General features: G+C 67.9%; 26 protein-coding genes and 3 tRNA genes. 3 read left to right on the top strand and 26 right to left on the bottom strand.

What is annotated here, in order from left to right; genetic code table 11:
• Positions 1–50: 50 nt before the first annotated feature.
• The 11 genes from FQ137_RS07130 to rplJ form a co-directional block, all read right to left on the bottom strand.
• A complete protein-coding gene (locus FQ137_RS07130) occupies positions 51–1,295 on the bottom strand; it encodes an MCE family protein (protein WP_149291773.1) in 1,245 nt (414 codons plus the stop codon).
• Positions 1,292–2,545 carry an MCE family protein gene (locus FQ137_RS07125; RefSeq protein WP_149291772.1) on the bottom strand — a complete coding sequence of 418 codons (1,254 nt, stop codon included), beginning with the start codon at positions 2,543–2,545 and terminating at the stop codon, positions 1,292–1,294. The genes FQ137_RS07130 and FQ137_RS07125 overlap by 4 nt, the downstream gene beginning before the upstream one ends.
• Entirely contained in the window at positions 2,542–3,771 is a 1,230-nt protein-coding gene (locus tag FQ137_RS07120) for an MCE family protein (protein WP_149292701.1), read from the bottom strand. The genes FQ137_RS07125 and FQ137_RS07120 overlap by 4 nt, the downstream gene beginning before the upstream one ends.
• The gene (locus FQ137_RS07115; RefSeq protein WP_149291771.1) at positions 3,771–4,793 is read right to left on the bottom strand and encodes an MCE family protein; all 1,023 of its coding nucleotides are present in this window, start codon (positions 4,791–4,793) and stop codon (positions 3,771–3,773) included. The genes FQ137_RS07120 and FQ137_RS07115 overlap by 1 nt, the downstream gene beginning before the upstream one ends.
• On the bottom strand, positions 4,790–5,881 hold the full coding sequence (locus FQ137_RS07110) for an MCE family protein (protein WP_149291770.1): 1,092 nt from the start codon (positions 5,879–5,881) through the stop codon (positions 4,790–4,792). The genes FQ137_RS07115 and FQ137_RS07110 overlap by 4 nt, the downstream gene beginning before the upstream one ends.
• Positions 5,878–7,314 (bottom strand): MCE family protein, encoded by a 1,437-nt coding sequence (locus FQ137_RS07105; protein ID WP_149291769.1) that lies wholly within the window; start codon positions 7,312–7,314, stop codon positions 5,878–5,880. The genes FQ137_RS07110 and FQ137_RS07105 overlap by 4 nt, the downstream gene beginning before the upstream one ends.
• Positions 7,311–8,120: an ABC transporter permease gene (locus tag FQ137_RS07100; RefSeq protein ID WP_188064974.1), complete on the bottom strand. Its 810-nt coding sequence runs from the start codon at positions 8,118–8,120 to the stop codon at positions 7,311–7,313. Before FQ137_RS07100 ends, FQ137_RS07105 begins: the two co-directional genes overlap by 4 nt.
• A gap of 48 nt (positions 8,121–8,168) precedes the next feature.
• A complete protein-coding gene (locus FQ137_RS07095; RefSeq protein WP_149291767.1) occupies positions 8,169–8,999 on the bottom strand; it encodes an ABC transporter permease in 831 nt (276 codons plus the stop codon).
• Between the two features lie 28 nt (positions 9,000–9,027).
• Positions 9,028–10,164 (bottom strand): ABC transporter ATP-binding protein, encoded by a 1,137-nt coding sequence (locus FQ137_RS07090; RefSeq protein ID WP_149291766.1) that lies wholly within the window; start codon positions 10,162–10,164, stop codon positions 9,028–9,030.
• Positions 10,165–10,367: 203 nt separating this feature from the next.
• Positions 10,368–10,754, bottom strand: a complete 387-nt coding sequence (gene rplL / locus FQ137_RS07085; RefSeq protein WP_149291765.1) for a 50S ribosomal protein L7/L12 — start codon at positions 10,752–10,754, stop codon at positions 10,368–10,370.
• Positions 10,755–10,814: 60 nt separating this feature from the next.
• Positions 10,815–11,327, bottom strand: coding sequence for a 50S ribosomal protein L10 (gene rplJ, locus FQ137_RS07080; protein ID WP_149291764.1), 513 nt, complete (start codon positions 11,325–11,327; stop codon positions 10,815–10,817).
• Positions 11,328–11,669: 342 nt separating this feature from the next.
• On the opposite strand from rplJ, the gene FQ137_RS07075 reads away from it, so the two are divergent.
• A complete protein-coding gene (locus FQ137_RS07075) occupies positions 11,670–12,653 on the top strand; it encodes a diacylglycerol kinase family protein (RefSeq protein ID WP_149291763.1) in 984 nt (327 codons plus the stop codon).
• A 193-nt stretch (positions 12,654–12,846) separates the two neighbouring features.
• Positions 12,847–14,025 carry a CaiB/BaiF CoA-transferase family protein gene (locus tag FQ137_RS07070; protein ID WP_149292700.1) on the top strand — a complete coding sequence of 393 codons (1,179 nt, stop codon included), beginning with the start codon at positions 12,847–12,849 and terminating at the stop codon, positions 14,023–14,025.
• A gap of 70 nt (positions 14,026–14,095) precedes the next feature.
• Here the strand turns inward: FQ137_RS07070 and FQ137_RS07065 are convergent, their stop codons facing one another.
• From FQ137_RS07065 to FQ137_RS07020, 10 genes are all read right to left on the bottom strand, one after another.
• Positions 14,096–15,031 carry a hydroxymethylglutaryl-CoA lyase gene (locus FQ137_RS07065; RefSeq protein ID WP_149291762.1) on the bottom strand — a complete coding sequence of 312 codons (936 nt, stop codon included), beginning with the start codon at positions 15,029–15,031 and terminating at the stop codon, positions 14,096–14,098.
• 114 nt (positions 15,032–15,145) lie between these two features.
• A complete protein-coding gene (rplA, locus tag FQ137_RS07060; RefSeq protein WP_149291761.1) occupies positions 15,146–15,865 on the bottom strand; it encodes a 50S ribosomal protein L1 in 720 nt (239 codons plus the stop codon).
• A gap of 91 nt (positions 15,866–15,956) precedes the next feature.
• A complete protein-coding gene (rplK, locus tag FQ137_RS07055) occupies positions 15,957–16,391 on the bottom strand; it encodes a 50S ribosomal protein L11 (RefSeq protein ID WP_149291760.1) in 435 nt (144 codons plus the stop codon).
• A gap of 240 nt (positions 16,392–16,631) precedes the next feature.
• Positions 16,632–17,531 (bottom strand): transcription termination/antitermination protein NusG, encoded by a 900-nt coding sequence (nusG, locus tag FQ137_RS07050; RefSeq protein ID WP_149291759.1) that lies wholly within the window; start codon positions 17,529–17,531, stop codon positions 16,632–16,634.
• Positions 17,532–17,594: 63 nt separating this feature from the next.
• A complete protein-coding gene (secE, locus tag FQ137_RS07045) occupies positions 17,595–17,936 on the bottom strand; it encodes a preprotein translocase subunit SecE (RefSeq protein ID WP_149291758.1) in 342 nt (113 codons plus the stop codon).
• Between the two features lie 36 nt (positions 17,937–17,972).
• A tRNA-Trp gene (locus tag FQ137_RS07040) sits at positions 17,973–18,045 on the bottom strand.
• Positions 18,046–18,208: 163 nt separating this feature from the next.
• Positions 18,209–18,649, bottom strand: a complete 441-nt coding sequence (locus FQ137_RS07035; protein ID WP_255583766.1) for a MaoC/PaaZ C-terminal domain-containing protein — start codon at positions 18,647–18,649, stop codon at positions 18,209–18,211.
• Complete coding sequence (gene hadA / locus FQ137_RS07030; RefSeq protein ID WP_188064822.1) at positions 18,646–19,041, bottom strand: (3R)-hydroxyacyl-ACP dehydratase subunit HadA; 396 nt, start codon at positions 19,039–19,041, stop codon at positions 18,646–18,648. The genes FQ137_RS07035 and hadA overlap by 4 nt, the downstream gene beginning before the upstream one ends.
• 140 nt (positions 19,042–19,181) lie before the next feature.
• Positions 19,182–19,255 (bottom strand) — tRNA-Met (locus FQ137_RS07025).
• A 42-nt stretch (positions 19,256–19,297) separates the two neighbouring features.
• Positions 19,298–19,370, bottom strand: a tRNA-Thr gene (locus FQ137_RS07020).
• Positions 19,371–19,498: 128 nt separating this feature from the next.
• Here FQ137_RS07020 and FQ137_RS07015 point away from each other — a divergent pair.
• A complete protein-coding gene (locus tag FQ137_RS07015; protein WP_149291756.1) occupies positions 19,499–20,221 on the top strand; it encodes a glycosyltransferase family 2 protein in 723 nt (240 codons plus the stop codon).
• A 210-nt stretch (positions 20,222–20,431) separates the two neighbouring features.
• Here the strand turns inward: FQ137_RS07015 and FQ137_RS07010 are convergent, their stop codons facing one another.
• From FQ137_RS07010 to FQ137_RS06990, 5 genes are read right to left on the bottom strand one after another with little or no spacing between them, the layout of a single operon-like run.
• Positions 20,432–21,712 (bottom strand): prenyltransferase, encoded by a 1,281-nt coding sequence (locus FQ137_RS07010; protein ID WP_223146492.1) that lies wholly within the window; start codon positions 21,710–21,712, stop codon positions 20,432–20,434.
• Positions 21,709–22,062 carry a lycopene cyclase domain-containing protein gene (locus tag FQ137_RS07005; protein ID WP_149291755.1) on the bottom strand — a complete coding sequence of 118 codons (354 nt, stop codon included), beginning with the start codon at positions 22,060–22,062 and terminating at the stop codon, positions 21,709–21,711. The genes FQ137_RS07010 and FQ137_RS07005 overlap by 4 nt, the downstream gene beginning before the upstream one ends.
• The gene (gene crtI / locus FQ137_RS07000; protein WP_149291754.1) at positions 22,059–23,744 is read right to left on the bottom strand and encodes a phytoene desaturase family protein; all 1,686 of its coding nucleotides are present in this window, start codon (positions 23,742–23,744) and stop codon (positions 22,059–22,061) included. Before crtI ends, FQ137_RS07005 begins: the two co-directional genes overlap by 4 nt.
• Positions 23,741–24,649 carry a squalene/phytoene synthase family protein gene (locus FQ137_RS06995; RefSeq protein WP_149291753.1) on the bottom strand — a complete coding sequence of 303 codons (909 nt, stop codon included), beginning with the start codon at positions 24,647–24,649 and terminating at the stop codon, positions 23,741–23,743. The genes crtI and FQ137_RS06995 overlap by 4 nt, the downstream gene beginning before the upstream one ends.
• Positions 24,646–25,635, bottom strand: a complete 990-nt coding sequence (locus tag FQ137_RS06990) for a polyprenyl synthetase family protein (RefSeq protein ID WP_255583760.1) — start codon at positions 25,633–25,635, stop codon at positions 24,646–24,648. The genes FQ137_RS06995 and FQ137_RS06990 overlap by 4 nt, the downstream gene beginning before the upstream one ends.
• Positions 25,636–25,825: the final 190 nt, after the last annotated feature.

The raw sequence follows: 25,825 nt of genomic DNA, 5'->3' as shown, positions 1-25,825 counted from the left end.
GGCGACGGTACCGGAACCCCCTCGTGCCCGATCATCGCCCGGTCGCGGCGTCACCGCGGGATCAACCCCTGGAGGACTGCGAGCTGCTCGGCGGCCACGGACAGGTTCAACCGATCCGGATCGATCTTGGGCTTGGCGTCCCATGGCTGAGTGACGTCCGGGTGGGCGTATTCGACCCGGTCGGCGCCGCGGACCGCGGTGGGACTGCCGAACGGCACCGTGCACCGCGCGTCGTAGTTGGGCGGGAAGCTCTGCTCCTGCGGGTCGAACGCCGGGTCCTGAGCCTTCATCTGCTCGATGATCTCGTACGTTCCCTCGTACCCCTGGGTACAGGGTGTCGGGTTATCCATCTCCAGCACCAGACCGAAGTGGATAGTGCCATCCCCCGGCGCGACGGAGAGGCCACCTCCGGACAGCGCTGGCAGCAATTGCAACAACACCACGAAAGACGGAGCGAGCGGGTCGATCGTCTTCATCGTGGTGGACAGATTGCCCACCGTCCGGGAGAGCGGCTCGCCCGAGTTCTCCACGAGATACCGGGTCTCGTCGGCGAACTCGGGGGCGGTGGTGATGAGCCGTTCGAGGTCGGAGTCAGAATCACGTAGCGCTTCCGTCACGGTCCGGAGGTCGCGCGAGAAGTTGATGATCTCCCCCGACTGGTCTGCCTGGGTGTTCAGGACGGTTGCCCCGTCACGGATCAGCGCCTGCAGCTGGGGCATGGTGCGCACGCCCTCGTCGGAGAGTCGGATCAAGGAGTCGGACAGTCGTTGGAGCTGAGGACCGCGGCCCTCGACCGCCTTGCCGAGTTCGTCGACCACCACCTTGAGGTCGTCCAGCGGCACCGAGCGTGAGAGGTCGTCGACCGAGGCGAGCAGGTCCTCCACCCGGACCGGAAGCGCCTCACGACCGGCGGAGACCACGTCCCCGTCCTGAAGGTATGGCTCCGAGTAGCTGTTGGGCCGCAAGTCGACGTATTGCTCGCCGATCGCCGAACGGTTGGCGACCACGGCTACCGTGTCTGCGGGGATGTCGGGGGCACTGGAGTCCAGGTCCAGTTCGATCCGCACACCGTCGTTGGTCAGCTTCAGCTCCCCCACACGCCCGACGGGCGTACCGCGGTAATTGACGGCCGCGTTAGTGAACACACCGCCGGTGTCGGGCAGGTCGAGGTGGACCGTGTATTGCCCGATGCCCAACAGGGAGGGCAGGCGAACGTATTTGGCGCCGACGTAGGTCACGCCGAGCGCGGCGATAACACAGAAGGCGATGAGCTGGGCTCTCAGTGTCTTGCTCATCGGTATCCGGGCTCCCCTGGCTCGGGCAGGTACGTCTCAGAGAACTCCGAGGTACCCGGTGCGGGTCTGGGCACGACGGCCCGGTCCATGACTGGGGGGACCGGCAGCAGCGGCAGCACGATGGTCGTCCGCCGGTCCGGGCCGTTGGTCCCCTCCCACGGGTTACCGGGGTCCACGTTGTAGGGACCGCGGGTGGTGGTCGGCCGCACGGGCACCGGGTCACCTTGGTTGGCACCGAGATTGCGGAGCGTCTCGGAAATGGTCGCGTCAATGGACAGGAACACGTTGGCGGACCCGCCGACGGTCGAGGGGATCGACGAGTCCGGGAACGGGAAGGTGGGCACAAAGCCAGCGAGCTCGATGAGGTCGGGCGTGGACTCCCCGAGGTACTGCAGTACCGGGCGCAGCGCGCGCAGGTCGGCGATCAGGTCCTCACGGCTGGTCAATAGAATGTTGGACCCCACTTCTCCGAGGGCGTCGATCCGGCGCAACATCTCCACGAACTGGGGGCGTTGCTCCTCCAGGACGGCCACGCCGGCGGGGAGTTCGTCGAGAGCGGCCTGGATCTGCTGGCGTTGGTCGTTGGCCCGCGAGGTCATCAGGTTCACGCCGTCGAGCGCGGCCGTGATGCTGTCGCGCTGACGGTTGAGCCCGGAGATGAGCTCGTCTGCGGAGCGGAGGGTCTCGGTGAGGCCCTCCTCGCGGCCGTCCGTCACCTTCAGCAACTCCGACACGATCGGCTGCAACTGATCGACGCCACCGCCGTTGAGTAGAAGCGACAGGGCGCCGAGGACCTGCTCGATATCGGTCGCCGTGCGGGTGTTGGAGGTGGAGATGACGTCCCCGTCCGTCAGCCGCCCGTGCGGTGCCTCATCCTTCGGCGGCGTGAGCTGAACGAACTTCTCCCCCAGCAGGTTGGTCTGCTGAATTGAGGCCTCGGTGTTGGCCGGCAGCTCGAGACCATTCCGCAGAACGATGTCGACCTGCGCGGTCCACCCGTCTTCAGCGAGCGAGATTCCGGTGACCCGTCCGGCGTCCAGCCCGTTGACCTTCACCGATGACTGCAGCACCAGGTCGAGCACGTCGTCGAACTGGACGGCGACCTCCATGGGATCGTCGCCGACGTCCGCGCCGCCCGGCAGGGTGTAGTCCTCCAGGTTCAGGGAGCATCCGGCTGCTAGCGCCGCGACGAGGGCGGCGGCGCCCAGCGCGCGGCCGGCGCGGACAAACGTGGCCGTGAAGTAGGTCATCCACGTCCCCCTTCAGAGGCGGGGGTCATCGGCCACCCGCGATTGCCCTCGACGGTGCCGGGCACCGGGATGGACTGCTTCATCTCGCCCGCCAGGACTCCGAGCGGCAGGTCCGGGTTGGCGGCCCGCAGCTCCTGGTTGCGCTGCGGGGCCAGCGCCTCACACGCCTGGATGTCGGCGCGCCTCAAGTTGTCGAGTTCCCGGAACATCTCGTTACCTGGATCGAGGCGCCCGAGCTTCATGAGCGAGCAGAGGATGCCGGCCGGATTCTGTGTCTCCGGGATATTGGGCCGCATCGACAGGGTCCCCGACTCTGCGTCGTAGGCGCCGATGAGGTTGGACAGCGCGAGGGGCGCCACCTTGAGGATCTCCTCCAGGTCGCCGCGCTGATCGGCGGTGATCTGGCTGATGGTGACCAGGCGGTCCGCGTTACTGCGGATGATGTCCTGATTGTCCCGTACCAGTCGCGCGACGTCGGCAAGCGCGTAGCTCAGCTCGCCGAGCGCCCCCTGAAGGTCCTCCCGTTGCCCGGCCACGGTCTGGTTGAACGTCGCCATCTGGGAGTTGAACTCGCGAACCTGTGCGTCGTTCTGGGCGAGCATCGTGACGAAGGACTGCAGGTTGACCACGGTCTCACTGATGTCCTGGCTCGAGTCCGCGAGGGTGGTGGCGGCCTTGGACAGTTCATCGATCGAGCGCCCGAGTGCAGCGCCGTTGTCCGCGAGGGTGTCGGCCGACGTGGCGACGAACCGGTCGAGCGCTCCCTCGCGGTTGGCACCGTCCGGGCCGAGGGCCTCCGTGAGGTCCTCGATTGACGCGTAGAGCTTGTCGACCTCAACCGGTGTCGCGGTCCGCTCCAGCGGGATGTGCGCGCCGGACTCCATCGTCGGGCCACCCGCGTAGGCCGGTACCAATTGGACATTGCGGTCTGGGATCACCGACGGGGTCACCTGGACAGCCTTGGCATCCGCCGGGACGTCGATCCCGCGCTTCACGTGGAGGCGAACCTCCACGGTGTCGCCCATCGGCGTCACCTCGTCCACAGACCCGACGGTTACGCCGAGGATCCGGACGTCCGTGCCCTTGGAGATGCCCACCGCCGACGGGAACGTGGCAGTGATGGTGGTCCGACCCAACCGCGTGACGGCAAAATAGGTGACAGCCACGATGGCGACGACGACGACGAGGAGCAGCGCGACCAACCAGTACGGCAGCTTCTTGTGCATCATTTGATCCCACTCTGTCGGGCCGGTGTGCGGGCACCCGGGTAGAAGGGCGGCTCAGGTATCCCGGGCGGGATGAGGTTGGTGACTACGGAGTCGAACCACCGTCCAGTGCCCAGCAGATTGGCGTACAGCCGGTAGAAGGGTGCCAGGTTGTGGATGGACTTCTTGAGGTCCTCCTCGTGGTCGGTGAGGATCTTCAGGGCGGAGTCGAGGCTGTCCAGGGTCGGGCCGAACTTCGCCTCGTTGTCTCCTACGAGCCGCCGGAGCTCAGTCGACAGTCCGCGTGTCGAGGCGAGGACCAGCTTGAGGCTCTCGGACCGTTGGTTGAGTTCACCGAGGAGTTGGCCGGTGCCGATGATGAGGCGTCGGAAGTCGTCGTTGCGTTCGGCCAGGATCCCTGAACTCGTTTTGGTTGCCTCGAGCAGCTGCCGCAGTTCCTCATCGCGGCTGGAGATGGTCTGGGACAGGCGCGCGACCCCGTCGACCGCGCCCCGGAACTCCTCCGGTGAGGCCTGCATGGCATCGGTGAGCGTGTCGAGGCTCTCGGCCAACTTGGCATCGTCGATCTCGTCGAGGGTCTCGGCGGCCGAGGAGAAGGCCGTGACGACGTCGTACGGGGCCACCGTCCGCTCGAGCGGGATCGGCTGGGACCGGTCGAGGTCGCCGGTGCCCGCCGGATTGAGCGCGAGGTACTTCTGCCCCAGCACGGTCTTGATCTGGATGCTCGCCCTGGTGTCGTCTCCCAGCCACGCGTCCTTGGCGCGGAACCCGACGAGGACCTTGTCCCCGTCCAGTTTCACATCGGTCACCACTCCCACCTTGACACCGGCCACGCGTACCTCGTTGCCATCTGTCAGGCCGGCAGCCTCGGAGAAGTACGCCTCGTACTTGGGGCCCGCGCCGACAAAAGGCAGGGAGTCAAGTTGAAACGAGCCGAGGGTGAGCACGAGGATCGCGATCACTCCGATGGCGCCGAAGGTGGCGTTTCCGACCCTGGGCTGGTCCGGCCTGCGTTTGGTCACGAGATGCCCCCTTCATGGCACCGCGGTGCGACGTTGGTGTACAGCGTGTGGTTGAGTGCCGGCCCTCCGGACGGAAGGAGGTTGGGAACGTCGTTTCCGGGCCCGTGGACGATGTCGGCACCACACAGGTAGAACTGGAACCAGGAGCCGAACGACCCCATTCGGATGAGGTTGTCGGTCTTGATCGGCAAGTTGTGCAGGACCTCACCCAGCTTGTCCTCCTTGTCTGCCAGGTTGTCGCTGACGAGCTTGAGATGGTCGAGTGACTCCGTGACGGCAGGCCGCGTAGCGGCGACGACGTTTTCCGCAGACGAGGTCAGGTCCGCCACCGAGTCGAGCGAACTACCGATAGCGTCTCGTTCGTCGGCCAGCCCTTCGACGAGTTGCCGGGTCGTCACGACGAGTTGCTGGAATTGCACGTCCCGCTCGTTGATCGTCTCCAGTACCCGGGTCAGGTTGTCGATCACTTCGCCGATCACGCGGTCGCGGTCGGCCAGGTGGTTGGTGAGCTGCCCGGTTTGTTGCACCAGGCTGGTCACGGTGCCGCCCTCCCCTTGAAGGACCCGGACGAGCGAATCCGCGAGTGCGTTGACATCGTCGGGTTGCAGCGTCGTGAAAAGTGGACGGAATCCGTTGAACAACGCCGTGAGATCAACGGCCGGTGAGGTTTTCTCGATCGGGATGGTGGTGCCCTCGGGCAGGGTCGGCTGGACCGGACCCGGCTCTCGCGCGATGTTCATGTAGCGCTGACCGATCATATTGCGGAACCTGAGCGTCAGGTGGACATTGGCGGGCAGGGTCCGGTCGCCGGCCATCGTGAAGTACACCTTGGCCTTGTCGCGGTCATGAACCTCGAAGTCGGTGACGTGCCCCACCACCACGCCGGCGATGCGCACGTCGTCGCCCTTCTCGACCATCGTGACATCCGAGAAGATCGCCGAATACTCGATGCCGTCTTCGCGTGTGCCACCTCGGATCGTGTTGGCGAGAACCATGCTTAACAAGCCGGTCACCACGATAAACACCAGCAGCTTGATGAAGGACGACAGGAGCCCGCCGCGGAACAGCGCCTTGAGTTTGGTGGTCACCGGAAGGCCACCTCCGTCCCTCGCAGCGCCGGGGCACCGATCACACCGATCCAGTCGGGGATCTCGGCGGCGTCACGGGACGTCGCGACGCCGTACACCGTACGGACCGTGTCGGTCTCCACCGGCGACCCCGCGTACGCCATGGCCATCACCTCGGGGTCCCGCCCAGCCGTCACCGTAGACGGGAACGGGAGGTTTGGCTGTTCCGGCACGGCCCGACCGGGCGCGGCGGGGACCGTGCCGCGACTACGCATGGCGGGAACGGGACCGTCCAGATCGAGCGGGTTGGGCAGGGTAGGAATGTACTGCGGGCCGGGGTTGCGCGACGGCGGCTGGAACGAGCCGTCGGCGATCGCCCCGCCCGGCGCCGCGGGGAAGTTCTCGGGCTCCCGGACCGGTTCGTAGCAGCGCGGTCCCCGGGTGTCGAAGAATCGGGGCTCGTCCTGGTTCGGTACATACCGACCCTTGGGGTTGACCACCTCGATCGTCACCCGGATTCCCGGGTGCGGGTCCCCGACCCCGAGGATCGCATCGGATCGGTCCAACGCGACCATGAAGTTCTCGACAGTGCAGGGCAGGGCCGGGGCGTACTCGGCCAGGTACTCCAGTGAGGTACGGGAGTCCGCCGCCAATGCGATGAGGTCCGAGCGGTTGTCCGCAAGGAATCCGGTGAGGGTTTCCGCCGACCGGGTAATGCGACCGAGACCGTCGGCGATGTCGGTGCGTCGCTGAACCACGGTGTCCCCTGTGGTGCGAAGCGCATCGAGGGCGTGGATGAGGTCCGGGAGCGCCTCGGAGTAGGTCTGCGAGAAGGTTGCCAGGTCGGCGAGGCCGGATTCCAGGGCGGGCATCTCCTGGGTGATGCCCTGGAAGACCTGGCCGATCTCCACCAGGCTCGCGCCGATCTCGTCACCGCGACCGGCCAGGGCCTGGTTGAGCGCGCCGAGGGTCCCGGCTAGTTTCTGCGGCGGGACCGCCTCGAGCACCGGGAGCAGTCCGTCCAGGACGCGGCCCAATTCAATCGCGTTTCCGCGAGTGTCCTGCTCGATGGTGCTGCCGGGTTCGATCGTGCCGACGGGCTGTTCGGGAAAACCCAGGTCCACGTACCGCTCGCCGAACAGGGTCTTGGGTAGTAACCGACCGCTGATATTGGCCGGGAGCTGGTCCATGAAGGCGGGGTCGAACTCCATGTCGACGCGGACGCGGTCACCGTCGGGTTGTACGCCCGCGACGCGGCCGACGAGGACCCCGCGGGCCTTGACGTCGGCGTCATTGGGCAGCGAGTAGGCCATGTCGTCTGTGATCATCGCGACGCTGTCGGAGGAGGTGAACGAGCGATTGTAGATTGCGATGGTCGTTCCGACGAACGCCACCGCCAGCACGATGAACAGCGCGGCCAGAAGCCGGGTGCGGGCCGGGGACAGCTGGTTCATCCGGCCACCCGAACGGTCGTGGTGGTACCCCAGAGGGCGAGTCCGACGAAGAAGTTGAGTATGGCGACGACGACGATCGTCGTCCGGACCGCGCGGCCCACTGCGACGCCGACACCGGCGGGTCCGCCGGTCGCGGTGAAGCCGTAGTAGCAGTGGATCATCACCAGCACGAACGCGAAAATGATCACCTTGACGAAGGAGTAGATCACGTCTTCCGGTGGCAGGAAGAGGTGGAAATAGTGGTCGAACGAGCCCGTCGACTGCCCCTGGATAATCGTGTTGACGCCTCGGGTGGCGAGGTAGGACGACAGCAGGCCCACCACGTAGAGCGGAATGACGGCGACGAACCCGGCGATGATCCTCGTGGTGACCAGGTACGGCACGCTCGGGATCGCCATTACCTCTAGCGCATCGATCTCCTCGGAGATGCGCATGGCGCCGAGTTGGGCGGTGAAGCCGCACCCGACGGTGGCGGAGAGCGCCAACGACGCCACGAGCGGAGCGACCTCACGGGTGTTGACGTACGCGGACAGGAACCCGGTGAGCACCGAGCTGCCGATCTGGTCGAGGGCTGCGTAACCCTGTAGACCCACGACCACACCAGTGAATCCACTCATCATCACGATGACGCCGATCGTCCCGCCGAGGACGGCGAGCACGCCCACGCCGAACGTCACCTCCGCGATGAGCCGCAGCACCTCCTTGCGGTAATGGATGATCGTCTGCGGGATCCACCGGATTGCACGCAGGTGGAAGGCGAGCTGGTCGCCGAGGGAGTCGAATGAAGCTACTGGGCCGCGGACCATGGCGCGGAGCCGGGCCCGGGTGGGTCCGACATCTGTGTGGATCGCCATCTATGACCCCTTCGGCGGAACGATCTGCAGATACATCGCCGTGAGGATGAGATTGGCGAAGAACAGCAGGAGGAAGGTGAGGACGACACCCAGGTTGACGGCGTCGCCGACCCCCTTGGGCCCACCCTTGGGGTTCATGCCGCAGTACGAGGACACGACTCCCGCGATGAGTCCGAAAACCAGGGCCTTGATCGAGGACATGATGAAGTCCGGTAGTTGGGCGAGCGCACCGAAAGACATGAGGTAGGCACCGGGGGTGCCACCCTGCAGGAGGATGTTGAACACGTACCCGCCGGCGATACCGACGATCGAGACTAACCCGTTGAGCAGCACCGCGACCAGCATCATCCCCAACACCCGGGGCACGACGAGGCGTTGGACCGGGTCGATGCCCAGGACCCGCATGGCGTCAAGCTCCTCGCGGATGCTGCGGGCGCCCAGATCGGCCGCCACCGCGGACCCGGCCGCCCCGGCGATGAGCAGAGAGGTCACCAGCGGCGCACCCTGCTGGACGACCGCGAGGACGCCGGTCGCACCGGTATACGCCTCCGCCCCGAGCTGCTGGACCAGAGAACCTGTTTGCATCGCGACCACCGCGCCGAAGGGGATCGCCACCAGTGCCGACGGCAGAATCGTCACCGACGCAATGAACCACGACTGCCCGATGAACTCACGGAACTGGAACGGCCTCCTGAATATGCCCCGCAGCACCTCGAGGAACAGCCGGAACACCTTGCCGGCTTCGCCGACGGCCTTACGGACTCCGTTGCCGACGTCCGCAGGTGCCACCCCGGTCGTACCTTCAGGCTGCTGAGCTGCGCCCTCCGCCATCTGTCTCCCCCCGCCGGATTCCGCCGCCTTAGTTCTCTGCGGAACCGTAGTGGTCGTCGACTCCCGCACTTGGTGCCGCGACTCCGGCGGGCGCCGCTGACGTTGCCGGAGCCGCGGACTCGCTGGAGGGTTTGGACGACGCTTGGGGTGCCTCGGCCGAGGCCTTACTGTTGCCGTGGCCCCGGGCGGTCCACTCTGCCCGGATGGCGTCCTGCGCCTCGGGCGGCAGCGTGTCCATCATCTCGGCCACGCGCTTCTCGCGTCGCGTCTCACCCTTGCGCTCGGGGCTACCCGGGGTGGGCTGCATCTGCGGCGGGACACCCTTGACCTCGTCTTCGCCCGGCGACCCGTCGTTGTGACCGGCATCGGCCTCCGCCTGCTCCGCACGCATCTGTGCGTCGTCCTTTTCCTCGGACATCCCGATCGGGCCGAGCTTGGACCCACGCAGGAACTGGCGCACCGATGGTTCCTCGCTCGTGAGCAGGACCTCTCGCGGACCGAACATGACGAGGTTCTTGCGGTAGAGCATGCCCAGGTTGTCCGGGACCGTGCGGGCGAGGTTGATGTTATGGGTCACGATGAGGATCGTGGCGTCGATCTGGGCGTTGATGTCGATCAACAGTTGCGCCAGGTAGGTCGTACGCACGGGGTCGAGACCAGAGTCCGGCTCATCGACCAGGATGATCTCCGGGTCCAACACCAGCGCACGCGCAAGGCCGGCCCGCTTGCGCATACCGCCCGAGATCTCGCCGGGCAGCTTTCCCTCGGCGCCGGTCAGACCGGTCAGTTCGAGCTTCTCCATGACGATGTCACGGATTTCGGACTCCGACTTGCGGGTGTGCTCTCGCAGCGGGAACGCCACGTTGTCGTAGAGGTCCATCGACCCGAACAGCGCACCGTCCTGGAACAGGACCCCGAACAGCTTCCGGATCTCGTAGAGCTCTTTGGCGGTGCACTGCAGGATATCCGTGCCGTCGATGATGATCTTGCCGCGCTCCGGGCGCAGGAGCCCGATGAGCGACTTGAGGAACACCGACTTGCCGGTGCCCGACGGACCGAGCAGAGCGCTGACCTCACCCTCGGGAAGCGTGAACGTGACGTCCTCCCAGATCTTCTGTGAACCGAAGGACTTGGTCAGACCCTCAACGGAAACCTCGACACCCACGTCAACCACTCCTCACTGCAGCCCTGATCTGTGGCCACGGTCACTGTAAACTACCGCTCCGACGCCGTGCTTTGTTACATGCCCCCGATAAGTGTCCCGTTATCGACGGCTGCTGTCTGGCGAGCGCACGGACACCAGACAGATGCCAGGGGCGGCCCGACGTTGTCGCCGGGCCGCCCCTGGTGAAGCAGTGGTACGTCAGATCACTTGAGGGTGACCGTCGCGCCAGCCTCTTCGAGCTTGGTCTTGGCGGCCTCGGCGGCCTCCTTGTCGGCCTTCTCGATGATCGCCTTGGGGGCGGACTCGACGAGATCCTTGGCCTCCTTGAGGCCCAGGCCGGACACGAGCTCGCGCACGACCTTGATCACGCCGATCTTCTTGTCGCCGGCCGACTCGAGGACGACGTCGAACTCGTCCTGCTCGGCGGCGGCCTCGCCACCGGCAGCCGGGGCACCGGCGGCCGCGACGGCGACCGGAGCGGCTGCGGTGACCTCGAAGGTGTCCTCGAACAGCTTCACGAACTCGGAGAGCTCGAGAAGAGTCATCTCCTTGAAGGCCTCGAGCAGCTCGTCGTTGCTGAGCTTCGCCATGGTGGCGTCCTTTCTGTTGGTCCCGGTGCCGTCAGACGGCCCGGAAACATGTGGGGTGTGTCAGTTCTTCTTGTCCTGGAGCGCCGCGAACAGACGTGCCAGCTGCGAAGCAGGCGCGTTGAACAGGCCGGCGGCCTTGGTCTGGTTACCCTTGAGGGCACCAGCCATCTTCGCGAGCAGGACCTCACGGGACTCGAGCTCGGCGATCTTGTCGAGTTCGGTGGCGGACAGCGGGGAGCCGTCCATGACACCGCCCTTGATGACGAGCGCCTTGTTGTCCTTGGCGAAGTTCTTGAGCGCCTTGGCGGCGTCCACGACCTCACCGGTGACGAACGCGATGGCGGTGGGGCCGGACAGGAGGTCGTCGAGACCCTCGACTCCGGCTTCCTCAGCCGCACGCTTGACCAGGGTGTTCTTCGCCACGGTGTACGTGGCCCCGTCACCCAGTATCTTGCGCAGTTCGGTGACCTGCGGAACGGAGAGTCCGCGGTACTCGGTGACCACGGCGGTCGAGGAGTTCTGGAAGTGCTGCTTGATCTCCTCGACGGCCTGGACCTTTGCGGGCTTTGCCATGTTTCGCCTCCTTTCTGCATCATCTCGCCCGAGAAAACACGAACGCCCCGTGCGCAGGCGGCACGGGGCGTGGAGGGGATGGCGCGGGCCCGGGGACCCACGGCACTTCCGACGCTGACCGGTGTTCTCCTGCGCGGGCCGTCCGGGCGCTCCCGGACCCTTCGACCACCCCCGGCGGGAGCGGCGACCTGCGGTCTTCGGTGAAACTTGATCAGGTGCCCGAGAGCAGGACCCTCGGGCGTTCAAACTTCGGATTCAGACTATAGGTGGCCCACCGCGCGGACCAAATCGTCCCGGTAGCTGCGAATGGCGGCCCGTTCGGCTTTCTGACACATTGGTGCAGTGTCCCGAACCCCGTCCCGCCTCGCCGTCGTCTATAACCCCACTAAAGTCGGCTTCGACGAGGTGCGCCGCCGCGCCGAGGCGAGGGCGTCCAAGCACGGCTGGACGGACCCCGTCTTCTACGCGACCACCGAGGAGGACCCCGGCACCGGCCAAGCGGCACGAGCGGCCGCCGACGGTGTCGGGCTGGTGATCGCATGCGGCGGCGACGGCACCGTCCGGTCGGTGGCCCAGGGCCTGCTCGGCACCTCGGTACCCATGGGCTTGGTCCCACTCGGCACCGGCAACCTGCTCGCCCGCAACCTCGACATTCCGCTGGACGATATCGACCGCGCGCTGCACGTCGCCATGAGCGGCCGGAGCCGGGCGATCGATCTCGGCGAGGTCCGGTACACCGATGGGGACGGTGAGTCCCACGACGACGTGTTCCTAGTGATGCTCGGAGCAGGGATGGACGCCGACATGATCGCGGGCACCGACGCCGATCTCAAGGCTAGGGTGGGCTGGCTGGCATACGTCGGGTCATTCGCGAACACACTGGTGCGCGGACACCGAATCAAACTGGAGTATTCGCTGGATGACGGACCTCCCGTCCAGACCCGTGCGCGGATGTTGCTCGTCGCGAATTGCGGGATGCTGCAGGGCGGGATGGTCCTGCTCCCTGCCGCCGTGATCGACGACGGACTGCTCGACGTCATGGCGCTGCGCGCAAAGGGCGTTATCGAATGGGCGCAGGCCGGCACCGTCCTGGCCCAGCACACCGTCCGTCACCGCCTCACCGCGCTACGGCGGAAGGCACCGCCCGCTGGCGAGCAGGACGAGCGCCGGACTCTCCCCGTGGATTTCCGCCAGGGCGTCGAGGTGACCGCCCGGGTTCTGGAGAAACCGGGGGCGTTCCAGATCGACGGCGAGGACTGCGGCACAGTGACCGAATTCTCGGCGCGGATCAAGCGCAGGGCGCTCACGGTCCGGGTGGCCGTCTGACCCGCACCGAGGAGAAGACTGTGCACCTATGGTTCTGCCAGGCGTGGGTCTTGACGTCATCGATCCCGCGCGATGAGGAGGCACCGGCATGACAGAGGGTGAATCGACGCACGTGGGAGTGTCACGGGGACGCGCAGGTCAGGACGTCTTACGGCAGGATCTCGCGCAGGATCGCAGCGGCCCCTTGGCCGGGATGCTCGTATTGGAACTCGGCACCCTCATCGCCGGGCCGTTCGCCGGCCGTCTCCTCGGCGACATGGGTGCCCGGGTAATCAAGATCGAGGACCCTGGTCGCCCGGACCCACTGCGCACATGGGGCCAGGGCGAGCGCGACGGACGTCGCCATTTCTGGACAGTGCACGCGCGCAACAAGGAGTCCATCACCCTCGACCTCCGCTCGGACGACGGCGCTGCGATCTTTCTCGACCTGGTCGCCCGCGCCGACGTCGTGGTGGAGAACTTCCGCCCCGGCACCCTGGAGAAATGGGGGCTCGGGCCCGAACGACTCCACGAGATCAATCCGGGCCTGGTACTCGGTCGAGTGTCGGGTTACGGCCAGACCGGCCCGCAGGCCGCCCGCGCCGGCTACGCCTCGGTCGCCGAGGGGGTGTCGGGCCTGCGACACCTCAATGGTTTCCCGGGCATGCCACCGCCGCGCATGGCCTTGTCAATCGGAGACACCCTCGGCGGGATGTTCGCCGTGCAGGGGATCCTCGCGGCGCTCTTGGCCCGCACCACCACCGGCCGGGGCCAGGTGGTGGACGTCGCGCTCACAGAGTCGTGCCTGGCGGTGCAGGAGTCTGTCATCCCGGACTACGACGCGGCCGGGGTCGTGCGCGGCCCCTCCGGCACCCGACTCGAGGGCATCGCCCCGTCGAACCTGTACCGGTCCGCAGACGGATTGTGGGTGATTATTGCCGCAAACCAGGACACCGTCTTCCGCCGGTTGTGCGGGGCGATGGCGCGTCCAGAACTGGCCGAGGATCCGCGGTTCGTGGACCACTCTGCGCGAGGGATGCACCAGGACGAGATCGACGCGATCATCGCCGACTGGGCGGCCGAACGGACCGCCGAGCAGATCCGTGAGATTCTCGAGTCCGCCGGAGTGGTGGTGGGTCCGGTCAACACCGTCGCGGACGTTGTTCGCGACGAGCAGTTCCTCGCCCGCGACATGATCATCCCGCACACCGTGCCGGGCGTGGAGGACACCGTGCTCGGCCCCGGCATCGTGCCCGTCCTCGGCGGCACACCCGGGACGGTATGGCGCGGTGGTGCGCCGGAGCCGGGCTTCGACAACGAGGCCGTCTATCGCGATCTGCTCGGCTTCGACGAACCGCGCCTGTCCGATCTGACCGCCCGCGGGGTCATCTGACCCGCCGCGCGGCGACCGGATGGCCTGGTGCCGGCCGGGACCGGTCTTTGTCATGCGGCCGGTACCAGCGTCAGCCCACGGGCAGGGTCCACTCGAACAGTCGGCCGTTACCGTGAGCTCCGGACGATGTCCGAGACCGTGACCCCTCACCGAGCTCGGCGAGCATTCGACCGGAGGCTGCCACGATTTCGTGGAATCGACCGGGGTCGAGCCAGTCGGGCCGGAGCGCGAACAGCACGTCCTCGGTCGCCGTATTCCCGGACGCGCCCGGGGCGAACGGGCAGCCCCCGAGTCCACCGAGCGCGGCGTCCACCATCCGCGCCCCCGCGCCCACCGCCGCGAGCGTGTTTGCGACGCCCATCCCCCACGTGTCGTGACCGTGGAAGACGATCCGGCGCTCCCCGGCTGGCCCGACTGCGGCGGCAACGAGGTCGCCCACCTGCTGCGGATGCGCCTGGCCGAGCGTGTCGGCCAACACCACATCGACGGTGCCCTCCCCACGCGGGTCGGCGACCAGCTCCAGAACCCGCTCTGGATCGACCGGCCCGCTGATCGGACAGGTGAAGGAGGTCGCCAGACAGAGTTGGACGGCGCCACCGGCCGCCGCCGCAGTCTCGATGGCCTCGGGCAGCGCGTCCATGCTGGTAGCAGTGTCGCGGCCGATGTTGGCCATATTGTGCTCGTCAGTCACCGACAAGCAGTACTGGAAGCGGCGGACCCCCGCGTCCGCCGCGCGGCGCACGTGCCCCGGCGTCGCGACCCACACCCAACAGCGGTCGCGCTCGGCCTCATCGAGGGCTGCGACCACCTCGAGTGTGTCCGCCAGCGCAGGCACGAGGTCCGGACGCGCCATGGACCCCACCTCGAGCTCCGGGATCCCGATTGCGAGCAGAGTCCGGACCAGAGCGATCTTGGACTCCGTGGACAGCCTGCCATCGGTGAGCTGGAGCCCGTCGCGCAGTGCGACGTCGCGGATGGTGACGGAACTCGTCGAGCGGGTGGTCATGGGGTCATCCTCCCGTATCCGGGTGCTCCCGCGGGGGCGCCGGCCCCGAAATGCGGGAAGGCCCCGCGGCCGGTTGTCCGGTCGCGGGGCCTTCAGCCGAGCTGGTCAGCTCACTTATGCGTCGCTGTCCGCCTCGAGAAGCTTGGAGATCGCCGACGAGTCGACCGGGATGCCGGGTCCGGTCGTCGTGGAGATGGTGACCTTCTGGAGGTAGCGGCCCTTCGAGGAGGACGGCTTAAGGCGCATGATCTCGTCTATCGCGGCCTGGTAGTTCTCCGTGAGCTGTTCGGCGGTGAAGGACGCCTTGCCCACGATGAAGTGCAGGTTGTTGGCCTTGTCGGTGCGGAAGGTGATCTTGCCGCCCTTGATGTCGTTGACGGCCTTGGTGACGTCCATCGTGACGGTGCCCGTCTTGGGGTTGGGCATGAGGCCACGCGGGCCGAGCACGCGGGCCACACGGCCGACCTTGGCCATCTGATCCGGGGTGGCGATCGCGGCGTCGAAGTCGAGCCAGCCGCCCTGGATGCGCTCGATGAGCTCCTCGGAGCCCACGACGTCTGCGCCGGCCGCCTCTGCTTCGGTGGCCTTCTCGCCGGCCGCGAAGACGATGACGCGGGCGGTCTTACCGGTACCGTGCGGAAGGTTCACGGTGCCGCGGACCATCTGGTCCGCCTTGCGGGAGTCGACGCCAAGTCGCATGGCGACCTCGACGGTGGAGTCCATCTTCGTCGAGCCGGTCTCCTTGGCCAGTGCCAGGGCGTCCAGAGGCGAGTACAGCTTGGTGCGGTCGACCTTGTCAGCTGCGGCCTTGAAGGCCTTGCTGTTCTTGCTCATGTGAATTCCATTCCTGCCGCGTCGATCACGCGACGGTCGGGTGTGGTGCGGGCCTGAGCTGCCCTCCCACAGTTGTTTTCGGTGGTGGAGATCAGCCCTCGACCGTGATGCCCATCGAGCGGGCGGTGCCGGCGACGATCTTCGCGGCCTGGTCGACGTCGTTGGCGTTGAGGTCCTCCAGCTTGGTCTGGGCGATCTCACGGACCTGGTCCATGGAGACCTTGCCGACCTTGGCGGAGTGCGGGGTGCCGGAGCCCTTCTGCAGGCCAGCGGCCTTGAGCAGGAGCTTGGCGGCCGGCGGCGTCTTCAGCTTGAAGTCGAAAGAACGGTCCTCGTAGACCGTGATCTCGACCGGCACGACGTTTCCGCGCTGGTTTTCGGTGGCTGCGTTGTAGGCCTTGCAGAACTCCATGATGTTGACACCATGGGCACCCAGAGCCGGACCGACCGGCGGAGCCGGATTGGCGGCACCGGCGTTGATCTGGAGCTTGATGAGCCCTGAGACCTTCTTCTTCTTCGGAGGCATCGTCTTCCTGATTCTTCGACTGGATCTCGGCTCCGCGCTGTACACGCGGGAGGCCGACTGTCGTGTGCACCACGCCCCCACACGGCCCCCCTCGGAGGGCACGCGGGAAGACAGGCGCAACCTTGGAGAGTGTACGCGCGCCGCGTGTCGGAACCCTAATCGCCGGGGCGGGCCATGCTCACAGACGAGCGACCCGCCCCACGCCGGGCGCGGGACGGGTCGTCGTGGGAGTTCTGAATGTCAGTCGATCTTCTCGACCTGCGTGAAGCCGAGCTCGACCGGGGTCTCGCGCCCGAAGATCGACACGAGGACCTTGAGCTTCTGGGCGGCCGGGTCCACCTCGGAGATGGAGGCGGGGAGAGTAGCGAACGGACCGTCCATGACGGTGACCGACTCGCCGACCGTGAACTCCACCTCAACGTTCTGCGGGGCGAAGCCCGAGTCGTCGGCGGTGCCAGCAGCGACCGACTTCTTCTCGGGCTTGGGCGCCAGGAACTTGGCCACGTCGCTCAAGGAGAGCGGAGTGGGGCTGCCGGAAGCGCCGCCCGTCGCACTGACGAACCCGGTGACGCCGGGGGTGTTGCGCACGACGCCCCACGACTCGTCGTCGAGCTCCATGCGCACGAGCACGTAGCCCGGCAGGACCTTGCGGTTGGCGACCTTCTTCTGGCCGTTCTTGACCTCGGTGAACTCCTCGACCGGGACCTCGACCTGGAAGATCTTGTCCTCTGCGCCCAGGGTCACGGCGCGGGTCTCGAGGTTGGCCTTCACCTTGTTCTCGTACCCGGCGTACGAATGGATGACGAACCAGTCACCGGGAAGTTTGCGCAGCTGACGCTTGAACGCGATGACCGGATCGATCGTGGGAGCAGCCTCCACAGCGGGGGCCTCGTCCGTCGATTCGTCGGGGGTCTCGAGGGCCGACTCGGCCAGCTCCTTCTCCGCCTCGGTCTCGTCCCCCTCGGGGATGGTCTCGCCCTCGACGTCCTCGTCGAGGGCCGTCTCGAGATCGTCTGTGGCGCCAGGGGCGCCGGCGTCGGACTCGGTGGGATCCGCGGCCGTGTCACCGAGCACCGCGTCCGCCTCGGTCGCGGCCTGCTCGGCGCCCTCGGCCTCGGGGCTCTGATCGATGTCGCTCACGGAAATGCGGTCCTCTCGAAGTTCGGCGGTCCGGATCTCGCCCCGGACCCCAGCGGCAGGTCTCTAGCGGTCGAAGACGAGCTCGACGAGCTTGCCCGCGCCGAAGTCGACGCCCGAGACCAGCGCGGTCATGAAGATGAGGAAGAGGAACACCACGATGGTGTAGGTGACCATCTGGTTTCGCGTAGGCCAGATGACCTTGCGGAGCTCCTCGACCACCTGCTTGATGTACTGGATGGGATTCGTGCGGGCGGTCCGCGTGTCCTCCGGCTTGTCCGCGTCCGTACGGACCCGGCCCGCCACAGCAGTGTCGCCGCGGCCCGCCTTGCCGGTCGGGACGGCAGCGGCGGCGTCGGAATCGCGGGCGCCGCTGATGTCGACGTCGTCGTCGCGATCCTGGCTCACGCGGCTACCTCCGGGTCGTCTGGCTTGCGGGAAGTGCAGGGGCGACAGGACTTGAACCTGCAACCTGCGGTTTTGGAGACCGCTGCTCTGCCAATTGAGCTACGCCCCTTCGGCCGGTCACCCGGCCACCCGTGCCATCCCGCGCTGCGGGCCGCACGAACGCCTCGACTCTACAGTGTCGGCGACTGCCTCGGGCAGCGCGGTCCGCGACCGCGTTCGGTCGGGCGTCCCAGTGTACGACAGCGCAGCCGGTGGCCCGAAATCGTCGCGGGTCACCCCTCGAGCGAGACCGTGACGATCGCCTTTCCGAACACCTTCGCCCCACCGCAGGTCACCGCGAGCGCAACGTCGGCGGTTGAGGAGTCCTCGGCTACCTTGCGCACCGCCCCCGTCACCTCCAGCCGGGCCGGGACGTCGGCGGGGACCACCACGGGCCCGGCGAAGCGGAACGCGGTCGCCACCACACGATCCGCTCCCCCTGCCCACTCGGCCACGACCCCGATAGCTAGGGCCGAGGTCAGCATCCCGTGGGCCACCACACCGGGCAGACCGAGCGCGCGGGCCGCTTCGTCGTCGAGGTGGATGGGATTGTGATCCCCTGACGCCTCGGCGTATCGGCGCAGGTCATCCCGCGTGAGCGGCAGAATCCGCGACGGCAGGACGTCCCCGGCGGCGGGAGTCCCCGTCGTCGTCGTTCTCATCCGGTCGGTCATGCCTGCACCTCCGCGGTGAGCAGTGCGCTACTCAGGGTCTGGACGGGGTCGCCGGCGGCGTCGCGCAACACCGTGTCGAACCCGATCATCCGTCCACCGCGCGCCGAGCGGACGCCGGTGACGGTGGCAGTGGCGGTGAGGACGTCACCCACGCGGATCGGACGGTGGTGCTCGCTGGACTGTGCGGTGTGGAGGGTGCGGGCCAGGTCGATGCGCAGCGCCGAGTGCTCCATCACCGCGCGTTGGACCGGTGCCGTCAGCGAGGCCGCGAGGGTGACCGGGACCTGCCCGGCAGGTGCGCCCACAGCCTCGGCGAAGCGTGCCACCACCTCGTCGGTGACGGTGACCGGATCTCCGACGACGACGAGGTCATCAGCGTTGTCTGTGCTCACAGGCGCCGACGTTACCGGAGGGCGTAGGCGGGTGAGCGCGGGTGCACCGCGGCCGCGGACGCCGAACGGAGCCGGCGAGGACACCCCGAGAAAAACGAAGGCCGCCCGCGCATACGCGGGCGACCTTCGTGGTGTTGTCGTACCGGTGGGGGGACTCGATCCCCCGACCTCACGATTATGAGTCGTGCGCTCTAACCAGCTGAGCTACACCGGCATGCCCTGCCAGTCGGACGATCGAGCCGCCCCGCACAGTGCGAGCCCCCTGTCGGAATCGAACCGACGACCTTTTCCTTACCATGGAAACGCTCTGCCGACTGAGCTAAGGGGGCGGGCCGCGCTTCACCATTGGAGTCCCAACCGCTCGGCGCGTAAGCCTCTAGCAGATTACACACACGGTCGAACGCGACACAAATCGCCTTGTCGGGCGCGGTTCACGGGCCCCTGGCAGGATGGTCCGGTGCGCATCTCCGTGGTGATCCCCGTCCTAGACGACGCCCGCGAACTCGAGGGGTGTCTGGCCGCTCTCGCCGAACAGACGCGCCTGCCCGACGAGGTGGTCGTGGTGGACAACGGGTGCTCGGACGACAGTGTCGCGGTGGCTCTCGGCGCAGCCGCCCGGGTTGTCGCCGAACCACGTCGCGGCATCCCCGCTGCGGCCGCGACCGGCTACGACTCGGCGACCGGCGACATCATCGCCAGGCTCGATGCCGACTCCCGGCCCGGACCGGAGTGGCTTGCGCGGGTCGAGGCGGCGTTCGCGGCCGATTCCCAGCTCGACGCGGTCTCCGGCCCGGGTGAGTTCATCGGGCTGACGGGCTGGCGGGCCCGCGCCGCGAAGCTTCTCTACATGGATGCGTTCTTCGTCTCCGTTGGCGCAGCCATGGCCCACCCGGTCCTTTTCGGCTCCAACCTGGCGATGCGCCGGAGCGCGTGGGAGCGGGTGCGTGGCGGGGTCAACAGGATTGACCCGGAGCTGCACGACGACATCGACCTGTCGTTCCAGTTCGGCGCCGACGACCGACTACTGGTGGACCGATCTCTGACCGTGGGGATCTCGGCGCGGCCCTTCGACGACCCGGCGGCCATGCGGCGACGCTTCTCCCGGGCGTTCCGGACGATCTTCCGCAACTGGCGCACGAGCCCGCCGTCGCAGCGCTGGAGAGAGCGCGTCCAGCGCTGAGCTCGGCAGCCTGCGGGTCTCGCGCTGTGACCTGCGATGCCGGAATGTACGCGCACCTCCGGGGTGCGCTCGCCGAATGGACCACAAACAGCGCGTATGCCGAAGTGCCAGCGGACCGTCGGCAGGTGCGCTGCTTGTCTGCCCGCCCCGACCCCGGCCCCTGCCGCGGCCCGCGCCCCGGCCCCCTGCCCCGCCGTCCCTCCACCGGGCTCAGGCCCAGACGAGCACCGCCCACAGGATGAGTTGCGTGACGCAGAACCCGGCCAGCATGTTGAGCACGAGAAAGCGCTTCCAGCCCTCGTTGGTCGCCTCGGCGGTAGCGTCGGTGACCCGACCGTAGGCGGCCACCGTGGCCAGGTACGGCAGGATGGCGAACGCCGCGCCCGATGCAGGCCACGGCGCCGCGATGAGCAACACCAGCACCGCGGCGGCGTAACAAGCCAGCGCGAACCACACCGCGGCCCGCGCACCGAGGACGGTCGCGACAGAGGAGAGGCCGGCCTCGCGGTCGAAGCGCACATCCTGCACGGCGCCGAACGCCTGTGATGCCGCGCCCCACAGCATGAACGCCACCAGGCACGCCCACACTCCGCCGCTGAGGTCCGCCCCGGCGATGGTCCATCCGACGATCGCCGGCGAGACGAAGTGGAACGCGGAGGTGACCGAGTCCAGGAACGCGATCTCCTTGAACCGCAGCCCCCTGGCGCTGTAGGCAATCACCGCGAACGCGCTCGCCGCCAACCACAGGGACGACTCCAGCGTGCCGACCACCACGAGGTACACGAGGAACGGCACGGTCGTCACGGCCGAGGCCACGAGCGTCGCCGTGTGCCGGGACCGCTCCAGCACCGCCCCCTCCACCCCGCCCTTGCGCGGGTTGCGCAGGTCCGACTCGTAGTCGAAGACATCGTTGATCCCGTACATCGCGAGGTTGTACGGCACCAGGAAGAAGATCGTGCCGATCACCCCGACAAGGTCGAACCCACCCGTGGCCAAGAAGTACGCCAGCGCAAACGGGGCGGCGGTGTTCACCCACGACACCGGGCGGGACGACCAGAACAGTGTCGTGAGCAGCCCCGGTGTGGCAGGGCGCTCGGGGGTGCGGATCAGGACGTCGTCGACGCTCCCCGCCGCGTGGCCAGCTTCTTCGTTGTCGGCCCCTGTGCCTCGGTCGCCGGTGCGCGGCCCCGCGGTGAGCACGAACCACACCGACGGCACGAACACGGCTACCGCGACGGCGTAGGCGAAGTCCTCTATCGGGGCCACGCCCAGGCGAACGCCGCTGGTCACCGCGTCGTCGTAGGCCACGAGCCCGGCCGAAATCATGATGTTGTCGAAGATCGCGGTGAGGATCAACAGCACCACGAGTGAGCCGCCGACCCCGACCAGCCAGCGGCGACGCTCGGCCCCACGCAGGCGCCACAACGCGATGAGTGCGGCGACCACGACGGGGATGGTCATGGTGAAGTTGATGGTCGAGTAGATACTCACGAACGCTCCCCCGCGTTGCCGGGCCGTCGCGACGAGGCGTGCTCGACTGCCCGGACCACGCCCGTCGCGCACACCAGCGCGAGATGAGACAGGAACGCTAGGAACACGACCTCCTCGAGCGGGATCTCGGGCGCCACCAGTAGCCCGGTCATGAAGTCGGTCTGCCCGCGGAAGAACACCCCGCTGCGCACCCCGAGGACGTCCCATGTGAGCAGCAGTGCCACCGACGCGGTCACGGCGAGCGCGGTCGCGGCCGGCGCGCGGAACGCCGCGAGCTTCCATCGGTGGTCGATGACGAGGATGCCGGTGATCGAGATGACCTGGACCGCCAGGTAGGCCAGCCCGATCACCTCGCCGACACCGGGCCCCCGCCTTCGGCGGGCCGTTCGAAGGCGGGCCGATCGAAAACAGTGCCCCCGCCCGGCTCGGCCACGGGCGCGGTACTCGTGTCACCGCGCACGTGCTTGAGCACCAACTCGGCGCTGATCAAACACATTGGTAGCCCGATCCCGGGGATCGTCGAGGCGCCTGCGTAGTACAGCCCGTCGACGTACTTGCTGACGTTGCGGGTGCGGAAGAACGCGCTCTGCGCCAACGTATGCGCGGGGCCGAGGGCGGTGCCGCGCCATGCGCCGAGGTCGGCCTCGAGGTCGGCGGGCGCGATGGTGCGGCGCACGACGATTCGCTCGGCCAGGTCTGGGATGCCGGTCCAGTCGGCGATCTGGGCGATGGCCTGGTCGGCCGCCGCCTCGATCGTCGCGTCGCCCGCGCCGTCCACACCGCCGTGGCCCAGCGACGGATCCGCGGGGATGGGGACCAGGACGAAAAGGTTTTCGTGCCCCTCCGGTGCGATGCCGGCGTCCTGGTCCGTATCGGTGGCGCTGGGTCGACACACGTAGAGCGACGCCGGGTCGGGGATATGGGGCGAGTCGCCGAAGATGGCGTCGAAGCCCTCCTCCCAGCGGTCGGTGAACAACAACGTGTGGTGCGCGAGTTCCGGCAAGTCTCCGCGCACGCCGAGCAGCATCAGCAGCGCGCCGGGCCCGGGGGTCTTGGAGTCCCAGTACGACTGCGGGTAGGTGCGGAGGTTCTCTGGGAGCCACCGGGTCTCGAGGTGGTGGAGGTCCGCGGCGCCGACGACGAGGGCGGCCGGCTGCGTCCGCTCCCGCCCCTCGCGGTCGCGCACCCGGACTCCCCTCACCCGGGCCCTGTTCCGACCGGACCAGCGACCGCCCGGGGCGTCGGAGGTGGTGACCAGTTCGATCGCCTCGGTGCCCGTGTGGATGTGCACGCCCTGCTGCTCGGCCACCCGCCGAACCGCGGTGATCACCTCGGTGAACCCTCCACGCGGATAGAGGACTCCGTCGGTGAGGTCGAGGTGGCTCATGAGGTGGTAGATCGACGGCGCCAGATACGGCGAGGACCCGAGGAACACCGCCGGGTAGCCGAGAATCTGCTGGATACGTCGGTCGGAGAACCGGCGGGCGACGAACGAGTGCAGTGGCTGCACCAGGCGGGCCACCAGCGCACCCGCGCGAGCCAGGACATCGGGACGCACCAGCGCCGGATACGAGGTGAAGTTGGTGTAGAGGAACCTCTTCAGCGCGAGGTCGTAGGTGGCCCGCGCCGAGTCGAGGTACCTGCCCAGGACGCGTCCGGCGCCCGGCTCGAGAGACTCGAACAGCGCGGTCGAGGCGGCCCGGTCGGAACGGATGTCGACCGACTCTGGGCGGTTCTCGAAGTACACGCGGTACCCGGGGTCCAGGCGCACCAGGTCCAACTGCTCGTCGGCGGAGGTACCGCAGAGGCGGAAGAAGTGATCGAAGACCTCCGGCATGAGATACCAGGAGGGGCCGGTGTCGAAGCGGAACCCGGCGGAAGACCAACTCCCCGCGCGCCCGCCGACCTCGTCGGACGCCTCGACCAGCGTGACGTGGCGTCCTTCGCGGGCCAGCAGCGCGGCGGTCGCCAGACCGGCGATGCCGCCGCCCACCACTACGACGGGCCCGTCCGGGGCGGGCCGGGGGCTCATTTTGTCACCGTCCTGCCGCGGGCACGCCCGCCGCGCTCGGCGCCGGGACGCGCACCGGACCGGCCACGCCCGGCGGCAGCCCGGCCGATCACCGCGAGTTTGACGGGATCGGGAACCCGCACCCGGCCCGCGCTCACCCCGGCCGCGCCGGCCGCCCGCAGGCGGTCATTGAGTTCGGCGAACAGGTCGTGGGCGGCGGCCACCGCCAGGCGGTCGCGACCCGGGATCCGATTGATCGCCGCACGGGCGACGAGCAGATCCGCGTCCACATCGTCGGCCAATTCGAGCACGTCCTTCTCTGTCAGTGCCCGCGGGTCACGGCCCGGCAGGTAGTTGCGACCGAGGTCCATGAAATCTTCCCGGATGTCCCGGAGGAAGTTCACTTTCTGGAACGCCGCACCTAGTGCACGCGCTCCGGCGGCCATCTCGTCGTCGTCACCCAGTCCCCCACCGGCGAACGTGCGCAGACACATCTCGCCGATAACCTCTGCGGAACCGTGGATGTACCGGCGGAGCGACTCCTCGGTGTGCTCCGTGACGTCGATGTCCACCTCCATCGAGTCATAGAACGGGTCCACCAGGCGCGCGTCGATGCCGAACCGACGCGCGGTGTCGGCGAACGCGTGCGTCACCGGATCCGGGTCCAGTCCGCGTTCGATCGCACGGTGGGTGCGGCGGCGCGCCTCGGCGATGAGCTCGCGCGCGGCAACCGGGTCCTCCATCGCGCCGTCGACGACCTCGTCCCCGACCCGCGCCCACGCGTAGATCGCGGCGACGTGCGGTCGGGTGGCGGGCGCGAGCAGCCGACAGGCCAGCGCGAACGACGTCGAGTACCGACGCAGGATCACCTCACTGCACCGGCGGGCGGCGTCGGTGAATTCCGCGTGGGGGCTCTGCTGGGTCATCGGGTCCTCTCCAGGGCGGCGGCCAGGTGGGGGCCGAGGGCGGCTCGGACATCGTGGGGCACTGCCGGCGAATCCAACGTGGCGCGGGCGGCGGTGACCAGATCCTCGGCGATGCCCACCGCGTGCTCACGGGCACCAATCTCACGCAGCAACTCGCGGGCGGTCCCGGGGTCCGGTTCGGCGGCGATACGAGGCCACGCCCCCGTGGTGGCCGCGTAGGCGAGCAGAACCGTCGGCGCGCGTCGGATCAGGTCTCCCTCGTTGGACTTGCCGGTCACCGCCGGGTCACCGAACACGCCCAGTACATCATCGATCACCTGGTACGCGGTCCCCAGGTGGTGGCCGGCCTCACGAAGCGTGGAGATGACCTCGTCGGACGCGCCGGCGAGCACCGCACCCGCCACCAGGGGCAGGCAGACGGAGTAGGCGGCGGTCTTTGCGCCACCTATCGCCAGTGCCCGTTCACGGTCGGGGGGCACGCGCTCGACTGTGCCGTGGACGTCGGCGTACTCCCCCGCGATCGACGCCACGACCGCGCTCTGCACCTCGTCCAGAACGCGGTGCAGCACGGGGGTCGGCACAGGAATGCGGGCGAACTCGGCCATCGCCGACACGAGCAGTAGGTCGCCGCCGAGCAGTCCGGCGACCTGACCGAGGTGTCCGGCTGGCCCGACCCCGATCCCGTGGGCGATGGCCCGCGCGGTGGTGCGCCCCTGCAGGTTGGGCTCGCCGCGGCGCTCGCTGTCCCCGTCCGCCAGGTCGTCGTGGACGAGGAACGCCTCGTGCAGGAGCTCCAACGCCCGGCACGCGACAGCGCGCACCGTCTCGTCGTCACCCCCGGCGGCTGTGTACACGGCATCGAAGAGCGCGGAGCGCATCCCCTTGCCGGAGCGGGTGGTCAGCTCCAGGTCACCGGCCCACTCATCTACTGCGGGACCCAGTCCGGTCGGTAGGTCCCGAGTGGTCATCCGATGGGCAGCATTCATCGAAAGGAGTGTCATGTCCTGTTGTTCGGAGCCGGGGCCATCGTGGATACGTCTCACCTCGATTCTCGTCGACGAGATGCGGCGGGCAGGTCGTGTGAACGTGACGCGGGCGCCCGCGCCTATCCACATTTTCACGGATCACCGGCATCGATGCCCGAAATGCACGAAGACCCCCGCTTGTGGCGGGGGT

This window comes from Dietzia sp. ANT_WB102 (assembly GCF_008369165.1).
Classification (GTDB): domain Bacteria; phylum Actinomycetota; class Actinomycetes; order Mycobacteriales; family Mycobacteriaceae; genus Dietzia.
Note: the sequence above shows the minus strand (reverse complement) of the source record. Positions and strands in the feature narration are given on the sequence as shown.

What these genes read in the sequence shown, in the direction of transcription:
- FQ137_RS07130 (WP_149291773.1), bottom strand. Translation starts at nt 1,295, where the DNA reads ATGAGCAAGACACTGAGAGCCCAGCTCATCGCCTTCTGTGTTATCGCC.
- FQ137_RS07125 (WP_149291772.1), bottom strand. Translation starts at nt 2,545, where the DNA reads ATGACCTACTTCACGGCCACGTTTGTCCGCGCCGGCCGCGCGCTGGGC.
- FQ137_RS07120 (WP_149292701.1), bottom strand. Translation starts at nt 3,771, where the DNA reads ATGCACAAGAAGCTGCCGTACTGGTTGGTCGCGCTGCTCCTCGTCGTC.
- FQ137_RS07105 (WP_149291769.1), bottom strand. Translation starts at nt 7,314, where the DNA reads ATGAACCAGCTGTCCCCGGCCCGCACCCGGCTTCTGGCCGCGCTGTTC.
- FQ137_RS07100 (WP_188064974.1), bottom strand. Translation starts at nt 8,120, where the DNA reads ATGGTCCGCGGCCCAGTAGCTTCATTCGACTCCCTCGGCGACCAGCTC.
- FQ137_RS07095 (WP_149291767.1), bottom strand. Translation starts at nt 8,999, where the DNA reads ATGGCGGAGGGCGCAGCTCAGCAGCCTGAAGGTACGACCGGGGTGGCA.
- rplL (WP_149291765.1), bottom strand. Translation starts at nt 10,754, where the DNA reads ATGGCGAAGCTCAGCAACGACGAGCTGCTCGAGGCCTTCAAGGAGATG.
- rplJ (WP_149291764.1), bottom strand. Translation starts at nt 11,327, where the DNA reads ATGGCAAAGCCCGCAAAGGTCCAGGCCGTCGAGGAGATCAAGCAGCAC.
- FQ137_RS07070 (WP_149292700.1), top strand. Translation starts at nt 12,847, where the DNA reads ATGCTCGTATTGGAACTCGGCACCCTCATCGCCGGGCCGTTCGCCGGC.
- FQ137_RS07065 (WP_149291762.1), bottom strand. Translation starts at nt 15,031, where the DNA reads ATGACCACCCGCTCGACGAGTTCCGTCACCATCCGCGACGTCGCACTG.
- rplA (WP_149291761.1), bottom strand. Translation starts at nt 15,865, where the DNA reads ATGAGCAAGAACAGCAAGGCCTTCAAGGCCGCAGCTGACAAGGTCGAC.
- rplK (WP_149291760.1), bottom strand. Translation starts at nt 16,391, where the DNA reads ATGCCTCCGAAGAAGAAGAAGGTCTCAGGGCTCATCAAGCTCCAGATC.
- FQ137_RS07035 (WP_255583766.1), bottom strand. Translation starts at nt 18,649, where the DNA reads ATGACCGACCGGATGAGAACGACGACGACGGGGACTCCCGCCGCCGGG.
- crtI (WP_149291754.1), bottom strand. Translation starts at nt 23,744, where the DNA reads ATGAGCCCCCGGCCCGCCCCGGACGGGCCCGTCGTAGTGGTGGGCGGC.
- FQ137_RS06995 (WP_149291753.1), bottom strand. Translation starts at nt 24,649, where the DNA reads ATGACCCAGCAGAGCCCCCACGCGGAATTCACCGACGCCGCCCGCCGG.
- FQ137_RS06990 (WP_255583760.1), bottom strand. Translation starts at nt 25,635, where the DNA reads ATGAATGCTGCCCATCGGATGACCACTCGGGACCTACCGACCGGACTG.